Raw genomic sequence first — 20,865 nt, forward strand, 5'->3', positions numbered from 1 at the left:
CGCGCACCCGCCGGACGGCCCGACGCCGGAACGCCTAGCAGCAGTCGTTGACCGCCAGCCCCGCCGGCAGGCGCTCGCCGCCGAAGACGCTGACCGTCGCGTCGTCCCCGCCGAGGGCGGCGACGGCGAGCAGCAGGGCGCCGGCGGTCCAGGTGGTGCGTTCCTCGGGCCAGATCGCGCGGTCCTCGTAGACGTAGCCGGTCCAGTAGGAGCCGTCCTCGTGCCGCAGGTGCTGGATCCAGCGGAGGATGTCGACGGCCTGGTCGGACTGCCCGGCGGCCCACAGCGCGAGCGCGAGTTCGGCGCTCTCGCCGCCGGTGACCCAGGGCCGGTCGCTGACGCAGCGCACGCCGAGGCCGGGGACGACGAAGCGGTCCCAGTCGGCGGCGAGCCGGCGGGTGGCGTCCTCGCCGCGCAGGGCGGTGCCGAGGACGGGGTAGTACCAGTCCATCGAGTAGCGGTTCTTGTCGAGGAACCGCTCGGGGTGCCGGGCGATCGCGTGCCGGAGCTGTCCGGCGGCCAGTTCCCAGTCGGGCTGCGGCCGGTCGAGGTGGTCGGCGACGGCGAGTCCGCAGCGCAGGGCGTGCAGGATGGAGCAGGAGCCGGTGAGCAGCGCCTCGGTCGCGGCGGTGCCGTCCTCGTCCTGGCGCCAGGCGATGGCGCCGCCGGGGAGGCTGAGCCGGACGGTGTGGTCGAGGGCGCGGCTGACGGTGGGCCAGATCCGTTCCAGGAAGCGGTCGTCGCCGGTGGACAGGTGGTGGTGCCAGGCGCCGACGGCGACGTACGCGCAGAAGTTGGTCTCGCGGGCGAGGTCGGTGGCGGTGCCGTCGGGGACGCCGGGCTGTCCGTAGGCGTAGGCGGCGTACCAGGAGCCGTCGGGGTTCTGCCGCTCGGCGAGCCACCGGTAGGCGGCTTCGGCGGCGGTGTGTTCGCCGGCGGTGTCGAGGGCCATCGCGGCCTCGGTGTGGTCCCAGGGGTCGAGGTGACCGCCGTGGAACCAGGGGAGGGCGCCGTCGGGCTGCTGGTGCGCGAGGATCGAGCGGACGGTGTCGGCGGCCTGCGCGGCGTCCAGCACGCCGTCCAGCAGCAGGGCGGCGGGGACGGCGGCGGTCACGCGTCGGCCCCGGCCTCGCGGGGCTTGCTGGCGTAGACGACGAAGGACTTGCCGAGCACCGGGTTGAGCGCCTTCTCGGCGGCCTTGGTGAGGGTGGAGATGACGGGGGTGCCGACGATGTCCCAGACCAGCAGCCGGTGGTAGGCGCGCACCGGCAGGGCCTTGTCGTTGTCGACGCCGACCGCGCACTTGATCCACCAGTACGGGGCGTGCAGGGCGTGCGCGTGGTGGCTGCCGTACGGGGTGAGGCCGGCCTCGCGGACCTTCCCGACCAGTTCGTCGCCCTTGTAGATCCGGATGTGGCCGCCCTCGACCTCGTGGTACTCGTCGGACAGCGCCCAGCAGATCTTCTCCGGCAGGTAGCGGGGCACGGTGACGGCGAGCAGGCCGCCGGGCTTGAGGACCCGGACCATCTCGGCGAGGACGCCCTTGTCGTCGGGGATGTGCTCCATCACCTCGGAGATGATGATCTTGTCGAAGGTGTCGTCGTCGAACGGCAGGTTCAGCGCGTCGCCCTCCATGGCGGTGGCGCTGGCCCCGGCGGGGGCCTCGCCGGCCTGCTCCATGGCGGCGAACCACTTGCGGACCTCGGCGATCTCCTCGGCGTTCCGGTCCAGGGCGACCACGTTGGCGCCGCGCCGGTAGCACTCGAACGCGTGCCGGCCACCGCCGCAGCCCAGGTCGAGCACCCGGTCGCCTGGGGCGAGCGGGAAGCGGGAGAAGTCGACGGTCAGCACTGCGGGGCTCCCATTCACGAAGGGGGGTGGTACCAGTGGTACCAGGAGATTGACGGCGCGTCAGCCGACGTAGCGCCAGCCGGGGCCGGAGCGGGCGGCGGCGCCGGCGCCGGTGGCGATCGCGGCCCGGTAGCGCTCGACGGTGAGTTCGGCGGCCCGGGCCCAGGTGAACCGGGTCAGCACCCGCTCGCGCCCGGCGGCGCCGAGCCGTTCGCGCAGGGCGGGGTCGTCCAGCAGCCGGCCGAGTGCGGTGGCCAGCGCGCCCGCGTCGCCGGGCGGCACCGCCAGACAGGTCTCGCCGTCGGGGCCGGCCACCTCGGGGATGGCACCGCCGGTGGTGGCGACCAGCGGGGTGGCGGTGGCCATCGCCTCGGCGGCGGGCAGCGAGAAGCCCTCGTAGAGCGAGGGGACGCAGGCAGCCTCGGCGGAGCGGTACAGGTCGACCAGGTCGGCGTCGCTCAGGCCGGTGCGGAACTCGATGTGCCCCTCCAGCCCGAACCGGCGCACCGCCGCGGTGACCGGCCCGGCCTCCTTCTGCGGCTTGCCGACCACCACCAGGTGGGCGTCCCGCTCGGTGCGGACCTTGGCGAGCGCCTCGACCAGGTGCACCAGGCCCTTGAGCGGGACGTCGGCGCTGGAGGTGGCGACGATCCGGCCGGGCACCCGGGCGACCTCGGCGGACGGCGACCAGAGCCGGGTGTCGGCGCCGATCGGGACGACGGCGAGGGCGTCCGGGTCGGTGCCGAGCTGTTCGGCGATCTCGGCCTTCGAGCTCTCCGAGACGGTGATGACGTGCGCCAGCCGGGCGGCGACCCGGCGCTGCATCCGGGTGAAGGCGTACCAGCGGCGCTTGCCGAGCCGCTCCAGCCGGGTGCGGGCCGCGTCGATCTCCAGCCGCCGGTCCACGGTGACCGGGTGGTGCACCGTGGTGACCAGCGGGAAGCCGTGCCGGGCCAGGCCGAGCAGGCCGTAGCCGAGGGTCTGGTTGTCGTGCACCACGTCGTAGCGGCCCCGGTGCCGGGCCAGGAAGGCGCGGGCGCGCAGCGAGAAGGTCAGCGGCTCGGGGAAGCCGCCGGTGCGCATCACCGCGTACTCCAGCAGGTCGACCGGGCCGCGGAACTCGCCGACCGCGGGGGTGCGGAACGGGTCGTCGGCGCGGTACAGGTCGAGGCCGGGCAGTTCGACCAGCCGGACGGTGCCGGGGCCCTCGACCCGGTCGAGCACCGGGTAGGGCTGGGCGCCGATCACGTCGACGTGGTGGCCGAGCCGGGCCAGTTCCCGCGACAGGTGGCGCACGTACACGCCCTGGCCGCCGCAGAACGGGTCGCCGCGGTACGACAGCAGGGCGATCCGCAGCGGCGGCGGCGACACAGCGGTCATCCCCAGTCCCCTTCTTCGCTACTCACCGGGACCGGCGACGGAGAAGGCCGCCGACCGGTAAAGTAGATCACGTTTCACAGCGGTGCGGGCTCGTCGTTGGAGAAAGTGAACAACGAGGGACCTCGAAGATTACCGGCCCGTAGCTTGTCGTCAGGAGCCCCGGCGGGTGATTCGCACCACGCCGCGACCGCTCCCCACGACCGCCGTTCCTGGAGTCCACGTGACCGCCACCGCCGCCGACGGGCCGCTGACGCCGCGCCAGGCCGAGCGGCGCCGGGGCATCCTGCGGGCGGCCACCGCGCTGGCCGCCCGGGGCGGCTACGAGGCGGTGCAGATGCGCGAGGTCGCGGAGGGCGCGCAGGTCGCGCTCGGCACCCTCTACCGGTACTTCCCGTCCAAGGTGCACCTGCTGGTCGCGGTGATGCGCGAGCAGCTGGAACTCCTGCGCGAGCAGGTGCGCCGCCACCCGCCGACCGGTCCGGACCCGGCCTCCCGGGTCGCCGAGGCGCTCACCGCCGCCTTCCGGGCGCTGCAGCGCGAACCCCGGCTGGCCGAGGCCATGGTGCGGGCGCTGTCCTTCGCGGACCGCTCGGTGGGCAGCGAGGTGGACGAGGTCGCCCAGGTGACCACCGCGATCGTGCTGGCGGCCGCCCGGCTGCCCGGACCGCCCACCGCCGAGCAGCAGGCGGCGCTGCGGGTGGTCGGCCACACCTGGCACGCCACCCTGCTGGTGTGGCTGTCCGGGCGGGCCTCGCTGGCGGAGGTGCGGGCCGACCTGCACACGGCCGCCCGGCTGCTGACCCCCGCCTGGCCGGGCCCCGAGGCCCCGCCCGCCCCGGCGGAACTGCAACCCGTTCCACCACCTGCCGCCGGGGCGGCGCCGACCGGCGGCTAGAGTCGTGGAGGCGCGGCCCGGCCCGACCGGACCGCCCGACAACTTCATCATCCGCCTCCGAGGCCGGGGGAAGCCGGTGCGATTCCGGTACTGACCCGCAACCGTGAGCCGCCCCCGCCACCGGGGCGCGGCGCAGTCGGACTGCCCGGCCGGAGGCGAGCGGCCCTCCTCCGTCGTGGGTCTACGGGCGGGAACCGGGGTACCACCCGGCCCGCTGCGACCGCTCAGAAAGGCTTCACCCCCATGCTGACCGCTGCCCGCCTGGGCGCCGCCGCGCTGACCGGCGCCCTGCTCGCCGGCACCGCCGCCGCGCCCGCGCTCGCCGACACCGCCTCGCCCGCGCCGTCCTCCGCCACGTCGAACGCCGCAGCCCCGGCCGCCTCGGGCTCCGCGTCGGGCTCCGGCTCCGCGTCCGGTACCGGCTCCGCGTCCGGCTCGCCGTCCGCGTCCTCGGGCGTGCCCGCCGGGCTGTACGGCAAGGGCGACCCGCAGTACGACGGGGTGTGGCGGCAGTCGCTGGCGCTGATCGCGCTCCAGCAGGAGAAGGTCGAACCCGCCGACGCCGCCGTGCGCTGGCTGCTCGACCAGCAGTGCGAGGACGGCGGCTGGCCCTCGTACCGGGCCGGCGGCACCCCGTGCACCCCCGCCACCGAGGACACCAACGCCACCTCGCTGGCCGTCCAGGCGCTCACCGCGCTCGGCGGCCACCAGCAGCCCGTCGCCCGCGCCACCGACTGGCTGCGCGCGCACCAGAACCCGGACGGCAGCTGGGCGTACAACCCGGGCTCGCCCGGCGACGCCAACTCCACCGCCGTGGTGCTGAACGGCCTGCTCGCGGCCGGCCTCGACCCGGCCGGGATCGCCGTCGGCGGCCGCTCCGGCTGGGACGGCCTGGCCTCCTTCCAGCTCGGCTGCGCGGACGCCGCCGACCAGCGCGGCGCGTTCCTGTACCAGCCCGCCGCGGGCGTCCCGGCCGCCGCCGACACCATCGCCTCCGCGCAGTCGCTGCTGGCCGCCGCGGGCGGCCACCTCCCGGTCACCGCCACCGACCGCCGGGACGGCCCGCCCAAGGCCCTGGCCTGCGACGGCGGCCAGGCCGCCGGCCCGGTCGCGCACGCCGACTCCGCCGAGGCCGACGCCGCCTGGCTGACCGGCCGGCTCGCCGCCGGCGGCGGGCACCTGACGGCCACGACGCCCGGCGCGGACACCGCCACCCCCGACTACAACTCCACCGCCTGGACGGTGCTCGGCCTGGTCGCCGCCGGCCACCCCGCCGAGGCCGCCGACGCCGCCGACTGGCTGGCCGGCAACGCCTACCCGTGGGCCGCCCAGGGCAAGAACGGCATCGACCCGGCGGCCACCGCCACCCTGGTGCTGACCGCCCGCGCCGCCAAGCTCGACCCGTACAACTTCGGCGGCGCCAACCTGGTCCAGCTGCTGGCCGACTCCGGCCCCAAGCCGAAGTCCGCCCCCGCGGCCGGCGACCCGCAGGCCACCCGCGCGCCCGGCTCCGCGATCACCGAGCCCGACGAGAACAGCGGCTTCTCGGCCGGCTGGCTGATCGGCGTCGGCCTGCTGGTCGGCGTCGGCGCGGGCCTCCTGCTCAGCCTCAACCGCCGCCGCCACAAGCCCGCCCCGACCGCCGAGGACGCTGCCGCCGAGGGCCCCACCGCCGAGAACACGAGCTCCGAGGACACGGGCTCTAAGGACACGGCCGCCGAGGACGCGGCCACCGAGGAGCACCCGGAGCAGGACCGCCCGGAGCGGGACCGATGACCGGCCGGGCCCCCCGCGTCCGCTTCGCCGTCCTCCTCCTCACCCTCCTCGCCGCGGGCGCGGCGCTGCTCGGCCCGGCCGCCGGGTCCTCCGCCGCCGCCGACTACCGCTACTGGTCGTTCTGGAAGGGCGGTGCCGACGGCTGGGCGTACCAGCAGGTCGGACCGGCCGGGAACGTGCCGGCGGACGGGGCGGTGGACGGCTGGCGGTTCGTGCTGAGCCCGGACGGCGGCCAGGACACGCCCCGGCCCGGCCCGGCCCCCGACTTCGCGGCGATCTGCCGGGACACCGCGCCCAGCGGCGGCCACAAGCGGGTCGCCGTGGTGCTGGACTTCGGCACCGCGCAGGACGCCCCCGGCGGCGAACAGCCGCCCGCCGCCCGCTCCTCGTGCGCCTCGGTGCCGACGGCGGCGAACTCCGCCGAGGTGCTGGCCGCGGTCGCCGCGCCGCTGCGCTACGACTCCGGCGCGCTGCTGTGCGCGATCGCGGACTACCCGCGCGCGGGCTGCGGCGAGCCGGTCGCGGCGGGCTCGAACTCCGGTACCGGCGGCGGCGGTTCGGACGGCGGGGACGGCGGTCCGGCGCTGGGCCTGGTCGCCGGCGCCGGCGCGGTGGTGCTGCTGGGCGCCGGGGCGGTCTGGCAGGCCCGTCGCCGCCGCACCCGCTGAGCATGTCCGTCCACCGTCTGCGCCGCCCGGCCGCCGACCCCGTCGCGGGGGGCGGCCGTCCGGCCGCCGCGCACAGCCGGGCGCTGCCCCGGCAGCTGCACCCGGGCGCGTGGTGGCTGTGGTCGCTGGGCCTGGCGGCAGCGGCCAGCCGGACCACCAACCCGCTGCTCCTGCTGCTGCTCCTGGCGGTGGCGGGCTACGTGGTGGCGGCCCGCCGGGGCGACGCGCCCTGGTCGCGCTCGTACGCGGCGTTCCTGCGCCTGGGCCTGCTGGTGCTGGCCGCCCGGGTGGTGTTCGCGGTGCTGCTGGGCTCCCCGGTCGGCGGCACCCACGTGCTCTTCACGCTGCCGCGACTCCCGTTGCCCGCCTGGGCGCAGGGCGTCCGGCTGGGCGGTGCGGTGACGCTGGAGGGGATGCTGTTCGCGCTGTACGAGGGGCTGCGGCTGGCGGTCCTGCTGGCCTGCGTGGGCGCGGCGAACGCGCTGGCCTCGCCGTCGCGGCTGCTGCGCTCGCTGCCGGGCGCGCTGTACGAGGCGGGGGTGGCGGCGGTGGTGGCGATGACCTTCGCGCCGAACCTGGTCGCGGACGTCCGGCGGCTGCGCGCGGCGCGCCGGCTGCGCGGGCGCTCCGACCGGGGGGTGCGGGCGGTGCTCTCGGTCGGACTGCCGGTGCTGGAGGGCGCGTTGGAGCGTTCGGTGGCGCTGGCGGCGGCGATGGACACCCGCGGCTTCGGCCGGACGGCCGACGTCCCGCGGCGGCTGGTGCGCGCCGCCGGGGCGCTGACCCTCGCGGGGCTGCTGGCGGTGTGCTCGGCGACGTACGGGCTGCTCGCCGCGGGCCGTCACCCGTGGGCGCTGCCGGTGCTGCTGGCGGGCGCCGCCGCGGCCAGCGGCGGCCTCGCGCTGGGCGGCCGGCGCTCGGTCCGGACCCGCTACCGGCCCGACCCGTGGGCGCTCCCGGAGTGGCTGACGGCCGCCTCGGGGGCGCTGGTCGCGGCCGTGCTGATCTGGTACGCGGGCCGCTGGCCGCTGGCGCTGTCCCCGAGCGTCGTGCCGCCGGCCGCGCCCGCCCTGCCGCTGCTGCCCGCGCTGGCCGCGCTGGTCGGCCTGCTGCCCGCCTTCGTCACCCCCGAGCCGCCCCGGAGCACCCGGTGACCGCCTCCGGCCGGACCGGCACGCGTCCCGGCGGTGCGCGGCACACCGGCCGCCGGTCCGCCGGCCCGCGCGCCGCCGCACCGGCTCCGGCATCGTCCGGCCGCCGCCCGGACGTCGCCGCGCGACCGCCGTCCCCGTCGCCCGTCCCCGTCTCCCCCGAGCCGCCCCGGAGCACCCGGTGATCACTTTCGAGCAGGTCGGCGTGCAGTACGCCGACGCCACCGCACCGGCCCTGAGCGGCGTCGAGCTGACCGTCCCCGAGGGCGAGTTGTGCCTGCTGGTCGGGCCGTCCGGGTCCGGCAAGTCGACCCTGCTGGGCACCGTCTCCGGGCTGGTGCCGCACTTCACCGGCGGCACCCTGACCGGCCGGGTCACGGTGGCCGGGCGGGACACCCGGACGCACCGCCCGCGCGACCTCGCCGACGTGGTCGGCACCGTCGGGCAGGACCCGTCGGCGCACTTCGTCACCGACACCGTCGAGGAGGAACTCGCCTACGGCATGGAGTCGACGGGCCTGGCCCCGGCCGTGATGCGCCGCCGGGTCGAGGAGACGCTCGACCTGCTGGGCCTGGCCGACCTGCGCGGGCGCGCGCTGTCCTCGCTCTCCGGCGGGCAGCGCCAGCGGGTCGCGATCGGCTCGGTGCTGACCGTCCACCCGAAGGTGCTGGTGCTGGACGAGCCGACCTCCGCGCTCGACCCGGGCGCCGCCGAGGAGGTGCTGGCCGTCCTCCAGCGCCTGGTGCACGACCTGGGCACCACCGTGCTGCTCTCCGAGCACCGGCTGGAGCGGGTCGTCCAGTACGCCGACCAGGTCCTGCTGCTGCCCGGCCCCGGCGAGCCGCCGGTGCTCGGCGACCCGGCCGCGCTGATGGCCCGCTCCCCGGTCCGGCCGCCGGTGGTCGAACTCGGGCTGCTGGCGGGCTGGACGCCGCTGCCGCTCACCGTCCGCGACGCCCGCCGCCGGGCGACCGCCCTGCGCGAACGGCTCGCCGCCCCCGCGCCGCAGCCGCCGCCCGCCGGACCGGCCGCACCCGTCGAACCGGTCGCCACCGTCAGCCGCCTGGTGGTCTCCCGGGGCGCCGTCCCGGCCCTGCGCGGCGTCGAACTCACCCTCGCCGCAGGGCAGATCACCGCCCTGATGGGACGCAACGGCGCCGGCAAGTCCACCCTGCTCGGCACCCTGGTCGGCCTGCACGCCCCCGCCTCCGGCACCGTCCGGGTCGACGGCCGCACCCCGCACCGGACCCGCCCCGAGGACCTGATCCGCTCCGTCGGCCTCGTCCCGCAGGACCCGCGCGACCTGCTGTACGCCGAGACCGTCGCCGAGGAGTGCGCCGCCGCCGACCAGGACGCCGGCGCCGAACCCGGCACCTGCCGCGCCCTGCTGGCCACCCTGCTGCCCGGCGTCGCCGACGACCGCCACCCCCGCGACCTCTCCGAGGGCCAGCGCCTCACGCTCGCCCTCGCCGTCGTGCTGACCGCCCGCCCCCCGGTCGTCCTGCTCGACGAACCCACCCGCGGCCTCGACTACGCCGCCAAGGCCCGCCTGGTCACCGTCCTGCGCTCCCTCGCCGACCGGGGCCACGCCGTCCTGCTCGCCACCCACGACGTCGAACTCGCCGCCGAACTCGCCCACCGCACCGCCGTCCTGGCCGAGGGCGAGATCGTCGCCGACGGCCCCACCCCCGACGTCGTGCTCGCCTCCCCCACCTTCGCCCCGCAGACCGCGAAGATCCTCCCGCCCCACCTCACCGTCCCCGACGTCGCCGCCGCCCTGGCCCCGGAACCGCCGCGATGAAGCCACCCGCCACCCGCACCGCCCCCGCCAGCCGCACCGCCCCCGGCCCCCTGCTCTCGCGTCCCGTCCCGCTCGGGCGGCGCTCGGTGCTCTTCCTCTCCCTGGTCTCCGCGATCGGCGCGGCCGCCTTCGGGTGGCCGCTGCTCGCCTCCCGCGAGTCCGACCTGGTCGGCCACTCCGCCGACGCGCCCTGGCTGTTCGCGCTGCTGATGCCCCTGCTGCTGGCCGTGCTGGTCGCCCAGCTCTCCGAGGGCCGCGACGCCACCGGCGCGCCCGGCCTGGACGCCAAGGCCGTCGCCATGCTGGGCGTGCTGGCCGCGGCCGGTGCCGCGCTGCGGCCGCTCGGCGCGGGCACCGCCGGGCTGGAGCCGATGTTCTTCCTGATGGTGCTCTCCGGCCGGGCCCTCGGCCCCGGCTTCGGCTTCGTGCTGGGCGCCCTCACCATGTTCGCCTCCGCCCTGCTCACCGGCGGCGTCGGCCCCTGGCTGCCGTTCCAGATGCTCGCCATGGGCTGGGTCTGCCTCGGCGCCGGGCTCCTCCCGGGCGCCGCCCGCCTGCGCGGACGCCCCGAACTCCTGCTGCTCGCCGCCTACGGCACCCTCTCCGCGATCGGCTACGGCACCGTCATGAACCTCCAGGGCTGGCCCTACATCGGCGGCCTGGGCACCTCGATCTCCTTCGTCCCCGGCGACCCGCTCGCCGCCAACCTCACCCGCTTCGCCCTCTACTGCCTCACCACCTCCCTGGGCTGGGACCTCCCCCGCGCCGCCCTCACCGCCGTCCTCTGCCTCACCGTCGGCGGCCCCCTGCTGCGCACCCTCCGCCGCGCCACCCGCCGCGCCGCCTTCCGCTGAGGGAAGGCGGGGCCGGTCTCCCCGGACCGGCCCCACCGCCCCTCCCACCGCTACGCCTCGGGCCCCGCCTGCTGCACGACCTCGAACGACCACACCTGCGACCCGCTCGCCGCCGGCCGCGGCCGCTCGCCCCCGCCCTGGTGCGCCTCCTTCATCGGCCCCTCCATCCACGCCCGGAACGACTCCTCGTCCCGCCACCGCGTGTACACCAGGTACTGGTCCGTCCCCTCCACCGGCCGCAGCAGCTCGAACCACTCGAACCCGTCCGACCCCTCCACCGCCCCGGCACGCGAGGCGAACCGCCGCTCCAGCACCTCCCGCTGCTCGGCGGGAACGGTCAGCACATTGATCTTCACGACGCTACCCACAGGACACCCCTCAAGTTGCCCGTCCGACCCGAACGACGGCCGGACCTCGATCACGTACGAGCAGTCTCGTCCATCCGGCACCCGTACCCGCGCACCCGCCCGCGTTCGACGGCGGGCACGGCGGAGGAGCGCGGGGGCGCAGGAGGCGCAGCCGGCGAGGGTGACGGGGGAGCCCGAGGGGCAGGCGGCCGGGGCCCGCGCCGGAGCGGACGGCCGGGGTCGCGCCCCGGGCGGCTCCCGACAGTCGCTGACGATCCACCCAAAACCCGGCAATCCGGGCGGGAAGCCGACCCGGGCCCGGACCTCCCTGTCGTCCCGTGGAATGCTCCTGCATAATCACCCCGTTCGATTCCGACCCGAGGAGGACCGGCCCATGCCGGCAGAGCGCTGCCCCCGCTGCGGTACCGCACGCACGGCCGGCAGTTGCGCGTGCAACGCCGTCTCCCCGGCCGAGGAGACCGCGGTCCTCCCGCACCTGGAGGGCCCGCCGCTGGTGCGGCCGTACGTGGCCGGAGCGGCCGTGGTGGAACCCGGCGACCCGGCGGGCGACCCGTTCGCCACCCGGCCCGTGCCGCCCCCGGTGCAGCCGATCACCGCGGCCCCGCCGCCCTCCGGCCCCCCGGTCGCGGTGCCGCCCAGCTCGGCGCAGCCGCCCGCCGTGCAGCCCATCACCGGCCCGCCGCCGGGTTCCGGCCCGCCGCCGCCCCCGAACCGTCCCCCGCACGTCCCGCAGGCCGCCAGCCCGTTCGGCCCGCCGCAGCCCGCGCCCGTCCCCGTCCAGCCGCCGCAGCAGCCCCGGCCGGACGCCGACGCGACCCAGGTGCTGCCGCCCGTCCCGGCGCAGCAGCAGCCGCCCCGGGCGTCCGGCGCACCGGGCCGCTTCGTGCCGATCCCGCCGCCGGGAGCGGCCGCCGGTCCGGGCCAGGTGCCCGCGGCCGAGCAGACCATGCCGCTCACCCTGGGCCCGGTCAAGGCGCCCCCGCAGCGGCCCGCGCCGGGCCGGGGCGCCGGGCCGGACGAGACCACCCGGCTGACCCCGGTCGGCGGTCCGGGCGGCCCGAACGGCCCGAACGGCGACGAGCCGTGGCCCGCCGCGGCCGGTGCCGACCTGGGCATGTTCACCTTCCGCGAGGACGGCGCGGACGGCCCGGTCAGCCGGGCCGACCACCGGGAGCGGCGCCGGCAGAGCGCCGACCGCCGCCGGCTGGTGATCGCGGGCGGCGCGGTCGGGGTGACCGCGCTGGCCGTGAGCCTGGCGATGCTGCTGTCCTCGTCGCCGTCCACGGTCGACAACGCGCTGCCCGCGCCGACGGCCCCGGCAACGGTCTCCTCGGCCGATCCCGCCCCGGCTCCGGCGCCGAGCGAGACCGCGTCCCCGGAGCCGTCCGCGGGGAGCCCTTCGCCGACCCGCACCAAGGCCCGCCCGAGCCAGACGGCGACCAGCAGCGCCCCGGCCGCCGACGCCCCGGCCACCAGCGATCCGGCCCCGCCGGCGGCCGCCCCCAGCCCCTCCCCCAGCACGTCGGCCTCGCGCTCCTCCGCCCAGCCGTCCTCGTCCGCCGCGACCCGGGCGCTGAAGATCGGCGACAGCGGCCCGGAGGTGACGCAGATGCAGCGCCTGCTGATGACGGCGCGCTGCAACCTGATCGGCAACCTCTACGTCGACCAGACCCCCGACGGCCGACCCGGCTTCGGGAACTGGACCCAGTTCGTCCTGACGGACTTCCAGAGCAGCCAGCAGAGGGCGAAGAAGCTCAAGAACTTCCAGCCCGGCGTGTACGACGCCCCGACCCAGGTCGCCCTCCAGGCCGCGGCGAAGACCCCCGACTGCTGACGCCCGGCCGGGCCCGGCCCCGCTCGTCCCGGCCCGCCTGGCCCTACTCGTCCCGTCCCGGGCGGACCGTCAGACCCAGCTCTCGAACCACATCCGGGTGTGCCACTCGGACATCGGGATCAGCTCCCCGGTGTACAGCGGGTAGAAGAACGCGAAGCACCCGAAGACCGCCGCCACGATCAGCCCGGCCCCGGCCGCGCCCCACCGGCGGCGGATCGGCGTACTGCCCTCCGGTCCGAGCATCGCGCCGAGCATCTGCGCGACGGCCAGGCACAGGAAGGGCACCAGCACCACCATGTAGAACGAGAAGACGGTGCGCTGCTGGTACTGGAACCAGGGCAGGTAGACGGCGGCGACGGCCGCCAGGATCGCGCCGGAGCGCCAGTCCCGCCGGAAGAACCAGCGGTAGAGCGCGTAGGCCAGCGCGAAGCAGGCCGTCCACCACAGGAACGGGGTGCCGAGCGCGAGGATCTGGCTGGCGCAGCCGTCGGGGGCGGTGCAGCCGCGCTCGCCGGGCTTCAGCTGCTCCCAGTACATGGACACCGGGCGGCCCTGGACCAGCCAGCTCCACGGGTTGGACTGGTAGGTGTGCGGGGAGGTCAGGTGGGTGTTGAAGTCCCAGATCTGCGCGTGGTAGTGCCACAGGCTGCGCAGCGGGCCGGGCACCCAGCTCCCGGCCCGGCCGTCGGCCCAGTGCCGGTCGTAGCCGCCGCCGGTGGCGAACCAGCCGGTCCAGGACAGCACGTACACCGCCAGGGCGCTGACCGGCAGGGAGAGCGCGGCGGGCCACAGGTCGCGGCGGAGCATCGAGCGCCAGGGGCGGTGGGCGCCGGCGGCGCGGCGGCCGGCCTGGTCCCAGAGCAGGACGAGCAGGGTGAAGACGGCGAGGACGGGCGCGCCGGTCCACTTGACGGAGCAGGCCGCGCCGAGCAGCAGTCCGGCGGCGAGCCGCCAGGGGCGCAGGCCGAACCGGACCTCGTCGGCGGCCAGGCCGCCCTCGGCACGGGCGGCGCGCAGCAGGTCGCGGGTGCGGTCGCGGTCGATCAGCAGGGCGCCGAACGCGGCGAGCACGAAGAACGCGGAGACGCCGTCGAGCAGGCCGACCCGGCTGAGCACGAACTGGAGGCCGTCGACGGACAGCAGCAGTCCGGCGACGCAGCCGATCAGGGTGGAGCGGAACAGCCGGCGGCCGATCCGGGCGACCATCAGCACGCTGAGCGTGCCGAGCAGGGCGACCGCGATCCGCCAGCCGAAGGGGTTCAGGCCCCAGACGTACTCGCCCAGGCCGATGACCCACTTGCCGAGCGGCGGGTGCGCGATGAAGGTGCCGGCCCGGCCGAGCGGGACGATCTGCGGGTCGCCGAGGATCTGCTGGTTGGCGTTGTCCGGCCAGACCGACTCGTAGCCGTCGTGCCACAGCGACCAGGCGTCCTTGGGGTAGTACGTCTCGTCGAAGACGAAGGCGTGCGGGGACTTCAGGTTCCACAGCCGCAGCACCCCGGCGAACACGGCCACCGCCAGCGGGCCCCACCACCGGTACCTGTCCTTCGCCTGCTCCGTCGGCGCGGCGTGCACCGCCTCCTGCTGCCGCCGCTCCATCACCGCCAGCGCCATGCCCTCCCCGTTCGACCGCAGTTGACGACTTGTCCGCAATGTCCGCATCCTAGCCTGCGGCCGCGGACGTCCGCGGGTGCTGCCCAGGGGTGCTCGCAGCATTCTCCACCCTGCCCCCCGCGCGGTTACGGTTGACCCTCTACCAGGTCGAGGGGCGAGGGTCGGTCCCGTGGAGAGCACCATGCGCAGCATCGGCGAGCTGGCCAGGGCCAGCGGCCTCAGTCCCGGCACCCTGCGGTTCTACGACCGCGCGGGCGTCTTCGTCCCGGCCGCCGTGGACCCGCGCACCGGGTACCGCTGGTACGCGGACGAGCAGCTGCCGGACGCCCGGCTGCTGGCCCGGCTGCGCCGGGTCGGGCTGCCGCTGGCCGGGATCACCCGGGTGCTGACCGGCTCCCCGGCCGAGGCCCGGGCCGAGCTGGACGCGCACCTGCGCCGCCTGGAGGACGGTCTGACCGACGCCCGCCGGGAGCTCTCCACCGTCCGCGCCCTCCTCGACTCCCGGGAGTTCCCCGTGCCGCAGACCCGCCTGACCGTTCCCGCCCCCGCCCTGGCCGCCGCCCTGGACGCGGTGCGCTTCGCCGCCCCGGCCGACGCCGCGCTGCCCGCCGTCGCCGGGATCTTCCTGGACGCCGAGGACGGCGTCCTGCACCTGGTCGCCACCGACCGCTACCGGCTGGCGGTCGCCGACTGCCCGGCCGCGCTGGACGGCCCGCCGGCCTCCGCGCTGCTGCCGACCGCCCTCGCGGACGCGGCCCGGGCCCTGCTGGCCGACGCCGAGGAGGCCGAACTGACCTTCGAAGGCGGGCAGTTCACCGTCCGCGCGGCGGGCCGTTCGCTCTCCGGCGAGCGGGGCGGGGCGGACTTCCCGGACTACCGCCGCCTGCTGCGCCTGGAGCCCACCCACCGCGTCACCCTGACCGCCGCCCAGCTGCGGGCCCTGCCCGGGTCCACCGCCGAGGACACCGGCGCCCCGGTGGCCGCCCTGACCGCCACCGCCGCCGACGCCCTCCCGGGCGAGGGCTCCCCGGCCGGCCTGCTGGTCCACGTCAACCGCGACTTCCTGCTGGAGGCCGCGGGCAGCGCCGAGCAGCTGGTCCTGGAGCTGGGCGGCCCGATCGCCCCGCTCGCCATCCGCTTCCCGGCCCGCGCCGACACCTTCTCCCTGCTGATGCCGGTCGCCCGCTGAGCGGAACGTCCGGAGCCCGACGCCCGGTGGAACGACGGCGCCGCCCGTCCGGGGAGGAGTTCCTCCCGGACGGGCGGCGCCGTGTCCGCTCGGGCCCCGCTCAGGCCGCGGTCTGCAGCTCCCGCGCCTCCCGCTGCTCGCGCCGCGGGACGGACAGCACCCGGACGTTGTCCTGCGCGGGCGTGAGGTGCTCGCGCAGCCGGACGGCGAGGGCGACGATCAGCAGCGTGCACAGCGCCATCGCGGCGAGGTACAGCGGCCAGGTGCCGGAGCCGACCAGCAGCACGCCGACGGCGGGGCCGACCGCGACGGCGATCTGCTTCACCAGGGCGTACCCGGCGTTGTAGGTGCCCAGCAGCCGGGCGGGCGCCAGGTCCGCGACGATCGGGCCCATGGTGGGGGCGAGCAGCGACTCGCCGACGCCGAACAGCGCGTAGACGGCGACGATCGCCACCGTCGCGGCCATCGCCTCGGTGCGGATCAGCCCGGCGACCACGGCCATGCCCCAGGCGGCCAGCCAGACCGCGCCGGCGGCGGCCATCGCGGTGGTGCGGCGGCGGCGCTCGGTGATCCGGACGACGAACATCTGCAGCAGCACGATGGTCAGCGCGTTGGCGCCGATGGCCAGGCCGAGGGTGGACGGCGCGGTGCCGACGGTGTCGGTGGCGAACGCGGCCACGCCGGACTCGAACTGCCCGTAGCAGGTGAAGAAGATCAGCCCGGCGAGCACGCACAGCCGCAGCATCGCCTTGTCGGCGACCATCGCCCGCAGCCCGCCGCCGCGCTTCGCCGCCGCGCCGGCCGGGGCCGGTTCGACCGCGACCGGGGGCATCTTCGCGGTGCCGGTGACGGCGGCCAGGCCGAGGAAGGTCAGCGCCTCGATGGTGAACAGCCTGGTCAGGCTGGCCGGGTCGGCGGTGTCGACGATCTGGCCGCCGACCAGGGCGCCGATGCCCATGCCGAGGTTGACCAGGGTGAACTGGAGCGCGAAGGCCCGGGAGCGCTCGGTGCGCCCGGTGCAGCGGACGATCATCGTGGCCAGCGCGGGCTGGCAGGTGGTGACGCCGGCGCCGAACAGGAAGGAGGAGAGCAGCAGCCCGGACGTGCTCGCGGCCTGCCCGAAGGCGAACGCGCCGACGGCGGCCATCGCGGTGCCGGCCAGCAGCACCGGGCGCGGCCCGTACCGGTCGATGCCGCGGCCGGTGAACGGCAGCACGGCCAGCGCGGCGAGCGCGAACACGGTGAACACCGCGCCCGCCGCCGCGGCCCCGAGGCCCCGCACCTGGTCCACGTACACGAACATGTACGGCAAGGTGAAGCCGCTGCCGAAAGCGCTGAGCGCGTTGCCGATCTGGACGCGGCGCAGTCGACCGCCCCACTCCTTCACTGGACACCCCTTTTCCACACGTCGGGCCGGGCTCCCCGCCACGGCTTTACTCCGTAAGATTTCAGACCTAAAGTCTTACCAGAGAAAGCTTACGACAGCAAAGGCTTAACAGCTGCACCCTGCGTGGGACAATGACCGCATGAGCGCACGCAGAGCGGAGCCCCAGACCGCCGCCGAGCTCGGCATCGCCGAGCAGGTGGCCCTCTACCAGCGGGAGTTCCCGCTGGTGGACCCGCAGGTGGAGACCATCGTCTCCACCGTCTCCCGGCTCGCCCGCCGGATGAACGTGGCCTACGGCCGCCAGCTGGCCACCCTCGGCATCACCTCCGCCGAGTGGGAGGTGCTCAAGGCCCTGGTGTTCACCGGCGCCCCCTACCAGCTCGGCCCGGGCGAGCTGGCCAAGCGGCTCGGCCTGACCCCGGCCGCGATGACCCACCGGATCGACCGGATGGTCGCCGAGGGCCTGGTCACCCGGGCGCGCGACGAGGCCAACCGGGTCCGGGTGATCATCGAGCTGACCGCCGAGGGCCGCGACAAGTGGCTGGAGCTGATGCGGATGGCCGCCGTCTTCGAGGCCGACCTGCTCCAGGACGTCCCCGGCGGGGCCCGCCCCGAGCTGGCCGCCACCCTGACCCGGATGCTGCGCCGGATCGAGGAGACCCAGCCGGACGCGCTCGGCCGCACCGACGACCTGACCTGCTGACCCGGCACCGGCGGCCGGGACGACCGGGACGCCCGGGACGACCGGAGCGGGAACGCGAACGAGGGGCGCGGGGAGATCACTCTCCTCGCGCCCCTCGCGGGGTTCAGCTCAGCGGATCAGCCGGCCGACCGGTGGTCAGCAGGCGCCGTTGTCGGTCCAGGCGCCCCACTGGCCGCTCAGGGACGGGTCCTCGTTGGTGGTCCACCACTTGTTGGTGTAGTAGTGGCCCTTCCAGGAGACCTTGGTGCCCGCGGTGGCGTAGACCGCCGAGGCGCTCCAGCTCGGGGCCCCGGAGCAGGTGCCGGTCGAGGCGGAGGCCGACGGGCTGGCCGACTGCGACGGCGAGGCCGACGCGGACGGGCTGGCCGACTTCGAGGGCGAGGCGGACGCGGACGGGCTGGCCGACTGCGAGGCGGAGGCCGAGGCCGACGGGGTGGCCGACTGGGTCGGGGCGGCCGGGCAGGACGCGGCGGAGCCGTTGGTGGCGCTCACGGTCTTGTCGAACAGCGCGGTCTGGGTGCCCAGGTCGTACATCGAGAACATGAACGAGCCGCCGAGGCCGTTGCAGTGCGCGTAGTCGAGCTTGGCCTGGACGGACTGGGCGTTCTCGCCGGACCAGAAGGTGGTGCCGTCGTAGAAGTACGCGGCCTTGGCGGTGTCGTCCCAGTAGGTGTACGCCGGGTTGTCGACGAAGCCGGTCAGCTCCTTGTACATCTTGATGCCGGCGACGCCGCCGGAGTAGGTGCCGCCGGGGGCCGGGGCGGACGCCTTCTGGAACAGGCCGTGGGTGGTGCCGGCGGAGACGCCGGTCCAGCCGCGGTAGTAGAACGGGACGCCGACGTTGATCTTCTTCGCCGGGAAGCCGCCGGGGATGCCGTACTGCGGGTCACCCACGGTGTAGGCCTTGACCGCCGCGTCCACCGAGTACTTGCCGTTGCCGCCCGGGACGGGGGTCATCGGGTCGTTCGGGTTGGTGTAGATCGGGGCCTGGTGGTTGGTCGGGCCCTGGGCCTCCCAACCGCCGTGCATGTCGTACGTCATGATGTCGAGGAACGTCAGGTACTGGCCGATCTTGTCGGTCTCGACGTTCTTGATCTTGTCCTGGCCGGCGCCGACCGCGGCCGCCAGGCCGTAGGTCTTGCCGTCGGTCTTGCCCTGGGCGTCCAGCTGGCTGCGGAACTCGGCGAGCAGCGAGGTGAAGTTCTGCTTGTCGGCCGGCGCGGCGTGGTTGCCGGTGTGGCCGCCGCCGCCCGGGTACTCCCAGTCGAGGTCGAAGCCGTCGAAGACGCCGGCACCGGTGCCCGGGCCGCCGTAGCCGCCCTCGGAGGGCAGGTTGCCCTTGATGAACATGTCGATGCAGGAGGAGACCAGCTTCTTGCGGGAAGCGTCGGTCGCCGAGGCGTCGGAGAAGTACTTGGAGTACGTCCAGCCGCCGATCGAGAGCAGGACCTTGAGGTTCGGGTTCTTCGCCTTCAGCTTCTTGATCTGGTTGAAGTTGCCGACGATCGGCTGGTTCCAGGTGTCGGCCACGCCGTCGACCGAGATGTCGGCGCCGAAGCTCTTCTGGTAGTCGGCGAACGAGTCGCCCGCGCCGTCACCCGCGTTGGGGTCGTCCTCGTTCTGCGACGCGGCCTTGTTCGCCTCGAAACAGGAGAGGGTGGTCGGGTTGATGTTCGCGAAGTCGTAGATGATGTAGTCGAGCTTCCCGGCGGCGCCCGTGTCCTGCATCGTCTTGAGGTAGTACGCGTTCGAGTAGATCGACCACTGGTCGAAGTACGCGACCTTGATGCCGCCGCTGGTGGCCGGGGCGCCGGTCGAGTTGGTCGGCGCGGCCTGGGCGGTGCCGCCGGTCAGCGCCAGGGTGCCGCCGAGCAGCAGGGAGGCCGCGGTGCCGGCCGCGAGCGCGGCCCAGCTCTTCGGCCGCCGCCGCGAGGGCGACTGGGGGGAAACGGAACGAAGCATGGCTGCGTGACTCCTGGTTGTGGGGGTCCCGTCAGGTCCAGGCACGCACCGTGCGAGGTGGGGTCGCACGACCTGGGCATGGCGGGGGAATCGAGCGGTGGCCTGCACGAACACCGGGTGCGGATAAGCCGAACCGGCGCCGGTGGTCTGAACCACCGACGCCGGCCCAGGGGCTCCCTGCACCTGCCAAGTAAAATGGACTAGACCAACTCGACCGTCAAGAGCGGAACCTGACGCTTACGCCACGCTTAAGGTTCGGTGGCCGGTCAGTACCGCAGCGCGTTCGCCACCACGGGCGTCACGCTGCCCTCCAGCGAACGGTTGCTCTCCGCCGTGGCCTGCGCGGACGCCCCGGCCGCCACCTCGGGCACGTTCACCACCACCGCGTCCAGCAGGTTCCCCGACCCGTCGTCGAAGTTGACCTGAATCGTGTACTTGCCGGACTGGGAACCGTGGTTGGTGATCGTCAGCGGGACGGAGAGCTTCCCGTCCGAGCCGGTGGCGGCCTTGCCGAGCGCCACGTCGTCCTTCGCGTCCAGCCCGCCCTTCACGCTCGCCAGCGCCGAGGAGGCGGCGGCCTGCGCGGAGGCGCCCAGCGAGGAGGCGGCCGAGCCGATCGCCGCCGTCGCCGAGGAGGCCGCCGAGGCCACCGCCGACTTGGCGCCCTCCAGCGCCGAGGACGTCGCGGGGGACGGCGAGCCGTCCGAGGAGCAGCCGGACAGCGCCGCGGCGCCCAGCAGGGCGGCGGCCGTCCAGCCGGCGGCGGCCCGGGTCGATCGCTTCTTCATCGGTGCGGATCCCTTCGGTCGTGAGCGGACGGCGCGGTTCAGGAGAGCCCGGTCCCGTTCTCGCGGGCCGCCTCGTCCGCGGCCCGCGCCTCCCGCCGGCGCACCTCGTCCTGCCGGCGGGCCACCACCACGGCGGCCCCCAGCGCGCTCGCCGCGAACGCCAGCGCGCCGACCCACGGGCGGGCCAGCGCGTGCCCCAGCGCGGCGTCCACCGAGTAGCGGCCCGCGCCGGCCACGCCCAGCGCCGCGCCGCAGGCGCCCAGCAGGGCCGGGTACTCGTAGCCGCCGCCCTGCGCGAAGAAGCCCGCCGGGGCGTGCACCGAGATCGCGCCCGCCATCGTCCCGGCGACGACCGCGCCGGCCGCGGGGGTGGCCAGGCCGAGCACGAGCAGCGCGCCGCCGCCCGCCTCGCCCAGGCCGGCCGCCCGCGCGTTGCGGTCGCCCGGCAGGAAGCCCATGTGCTCCATGGCCTGCGCGGTGCCCTCCGGCCCGGGGCCGCCGAACCAGCCGAACAGCTTCTGCGCCCCGTGCGCGAACAGGACACCCCCGACGGCGGTGCGCAGCGCCAGCAGGCCGAGATCCTTGCGGTGCAGACAGGTCATGTGTTGCCCCAGGGGTGGAAGAGAAGACTTGGGGCCCATCCC

18 protein-coding genes and 1 riboswitch are annotated in these 20,865 nt (G+C 75.7%); of the genes, 9 read left to right on the top strand and 9 right to left on the bottom strand.

The window, feature by feature from the left end:
* Positions 1–34 precede the first annotated feature (34 nt).
* From ACIQVD_RS02735 to ACIQVD_RS02745, 3 genes are read right to left on the bottom strand one after another with little or no spacing between them, the layout of a single operon-like run.
* A complete protein-coding gene (locus ACIQVD_RS02735; protein WP_400686786.1) occupies positions 35–1,114 on the bottom strand; it encodes a prenyltransferase in 1,080 nt (359 codons plus the stop codon).
* Entirely contained in the window at positions 1,111–1,851 is a 741-nt protein-coding gene (locus ACIQVD_RS02740; RefSeq protein WP_402285513.1) for a class I SAM-dependent methyltransferase, read from the bottom strand. Before ACIQVD_RS02740 ends, ACIQVD_RS02735 begins: the two co-directional genes overlap by 4 nt.
* A 60-nt stretch (positions 1,852–1,911) precedes the next feature.
* Positions 1,912–3,231, bottom strand: coding sequence for a glycosyltransferase family 4 protein (locus tag ACIQVD_RS02745; protein WP_402285516.1), 1,320 nt, complete (start codon positions 3,229–3,231; stop codon positions 1,912–1,914).
* Positions 3,232–3,451: 220 nt separating this feature from the next.
* On the opposite strand from ACIQVD_RS02745, the gene ACIQVD_RS02750 reads away from it, so the two are divergent.
* From ACIQVD_RS02750 to ACIQVD_RS02775, 6 genes are all read left to right on the top strand, one after another.
* Positions 3,452–4,126 carry a TetR family transcriptional regulator gene (locus ACIQVD_RS02750; protein ID WP_402285518.1) on the top strand — a complete coding sequence of 225 codons (675 nt, stop codon included), beginning with the start codon at positions 3,452–3,454 and terminating at the stop codon, positions 4,124–4,126.
* A gap of 66 nt (positions 4,127–4,192) precedes the next feature.
* A riboswitch (cobalamin riboswitch) is annotated at positions 4,193–4,273 on the top strand.
* A gap of 96 nt (positions 4,274–4,369) precedes the next feature.
* Positions 4,370–5,902, top strand: a complete 1,533-nt coding sequence (locus ACIQVD_RS02755; protein ID WP_402285520.1) for a prenyltransferase/squalene oxidase repeat-containing protein — start codon at positions 4,370–4,372, stop codon at positions 5,900–5,902.
* Positions 5,899–6,570 carry an SCO2322 family protein gene (locus ACIQVD_RS02760; protein ID WP_402285524.1) on the top strand — a complete coding sequence of 224 codons (672 nt, stop codon included), beginning with the start codon at positions 5,899–5,901 and terminating at the stop codon, positions 6,568–6,570. The genes ACIQVD_RS02755 and ACIQVD_RS02760 overlap by 4 nt, the downstream gene beginning before the upstream one ends.
* Positions 6,571–6,572: 2 nt before the next feature.
* Positions 6,573–7,724 carry an energy-coupling factor transporter transmembrane component T gene (locus ACIQVD_RS02765; RefSeq protein ID WP_402285527.1) on the top strand — a complete coding sequence of 384 codons (1,152 nt, stop codon included), beginning with the start codon at positions 6,573–6,575 and terminating at the stop codon, positions 7,722–7,724.
* 178 nt (positions 7,725–7,902) lie between these two features.
* Positions 7,903–9,522, top strand: coding sequence for an ABC transporter ATP-binding protein (locus ACIQVD_RS02770; RefSeq protein WP_402285529.1), 1,620 nt, complete (start codon positions 7,903–7,905; stop codon positions 9,520–9,522).
* Positions 9,519–10,376 (top strand): ECF transporter S component, encoded by an 858-nt coding sequence (locus ACIQVD_RS02775; protein ID WP_402285531.1) that lies wholly within the window; start codon positions 9,519–9,521, stop codon positions 10,374–10,376. The genes ACIQVD_RS02770 and ACIQVD_RS02775 overlap by 4 nt, the downstream gene beginning before the upstream one ends.
* A 50-nt stretch (positions 10,377–10,426) precedes the next feature.
* Here the strand turns inward: ACIQVD_RS02775 and ACIQVD_RS02780 are convergent, their stop codons facing one another.
* On the bottom strand, positions 10,427–10,744 hold the full coding sequence (locus tag ACIQVD_RS02780; protein ID WP_111553581.1) for an antibiotic biosynthesis monooxygenase: 318 nt from the start codon (positions 10,742–10,744) through the stop codon (positions 10,427–10,429).
* Positions 10,745–11,117: 373 nt separating this feature from the next.
* Here ACIQVD_RS02780 and ACIQVD_RS02785 point away from each other — a divergent pair, with 373 nt between their 5' ends.
* Complete coding sequence (locus ACIQVD_RS02785; RefSeq protein ID WP_402285534.1) at positions 11,118–12,578, top strand: hypothetical protein; 1,461 nt, start codon at positions 11,118–11,120, stop codon at positions 12,576–12,578.
* Positions 12,579–12,647: 69 nt separating this feature from the next.
* On the opposite strand, the gene ACIQVD_RS02790 is transcribed toward ACIQVD_RS02785, so the two are convergent.
* A complete protein-coding gene (locus tag ACIQVD_RS02790; RefSeq protein ID WP_402285536.1) occupies positions 12,648–14,240 on the bottom strand; it encodes a dolichyl-phosphate-mannose--protein mannosyltransferase in 1,593 nt (530 codons plus the stop codon).
* Between the two features lie 121 nt (positions 14,241–14,361).
* On the opposite strand from ACIQVD_RS02790, the gene ACIQVD_RS02795 reads away from it, so the two are divergent.
* Positions 14,362–15,381: a MerR family transcriptional regulator gene (locus tag ACIQVD_RS02795; RefSeq protein ID WP_402285539.1), complete on the top strand. Its 1,020-nt coding sequence runs from the start codon at positions 14,362–14,364 to the stop codon at positions 15,379–15,381.
* A 100-nt stretch (positions 15,382–15,481) separates the two neighbouring features.
* Here the strand turns inward: ACIQVD_RS02795 and ACIQVD_RS02800 are convergent, their stop codons facing one another.
* Positions 15,482–16,768, bottom strand: a complete 1,287-nt coding sequence (locus ACIQVD_RS02800; RefSeq protein WP_402285541.1) for an MFS transporter — start codon at positions 16,766–16,768, stop codon at positions 15,482–15,484.
* A gap of 139 nt (positions 16,769–16,907) precedes the next feature.
* Between ACIQVD_RS02800 and ACIQVD_RS02805 the strand changes: the two genes are divergently transcribed.
* Entirely contained in the window at positions 16,908–17,471 is a 564-nt protein-coding gene (locus ACIQVD_RS02805) for a MarR family winged helix-turn-helix transcriptional regulator (RefSeq protein WP_100836005.1), read from the top strand.
* 135 nt (positions 17,472–17,606) lie between these two features.
* Here the strand turns inward: ACIQVD_RS02805 and ACIQVD_RS02810 are convergent, their stop codons facing one another.
* From ACIQVD_RS02810 to ACIQVD_RS02820, 3 genes are all read right to left on the bottom strand, one after another.
* Complete coding sequence (locus tag ACIQVD_RS02810; RefSeq protein ID WP_400686759.1) at positions 17,607–19,433, bottom strand: glycosyl hydrolase family 18 protein; 1,827 nt, start codon at positions 19,431–19,433, stop codon at positions 17,607–17,609.
* 266 nt (positions 19,434–19,699) lie between these two features.
* Complete coding sequence (locus ACIQVD_RS02815; protein ID WP_400686757.1) at positions 19,700–20,221, bottom strand: hypothetical protein; 522 nt, start codon at positions 20,219–20,221, stop codon at positions 19,700–19,702.
* 38 nt (positions 20,222–20,259) lie between these two features.
* Complete coding sequence (locus tag ACIQVD_RS02820) at positions 20,260–20,823, bottom strand: DoxX family protein (RefSeq protein ID WP_100836008.1); 564 nt, start codon at positions 20,821–20,823, stop codon at positions 20,260–20,262.
* Between the last annotated feature and the right edge of the window lie 42 nt (positions 20,824–20,865).

Origin of the sequence: Kitasatospora sp. NPDC090308 (assembly GCF_044769485.1) — a bacterium.
Lineage (GTDB): Bacteria > Actinomycetota > Actinomycetes > Streptomycetales > Streptomycetaceae > Kitasatospora > Kitasatospora fiedleri.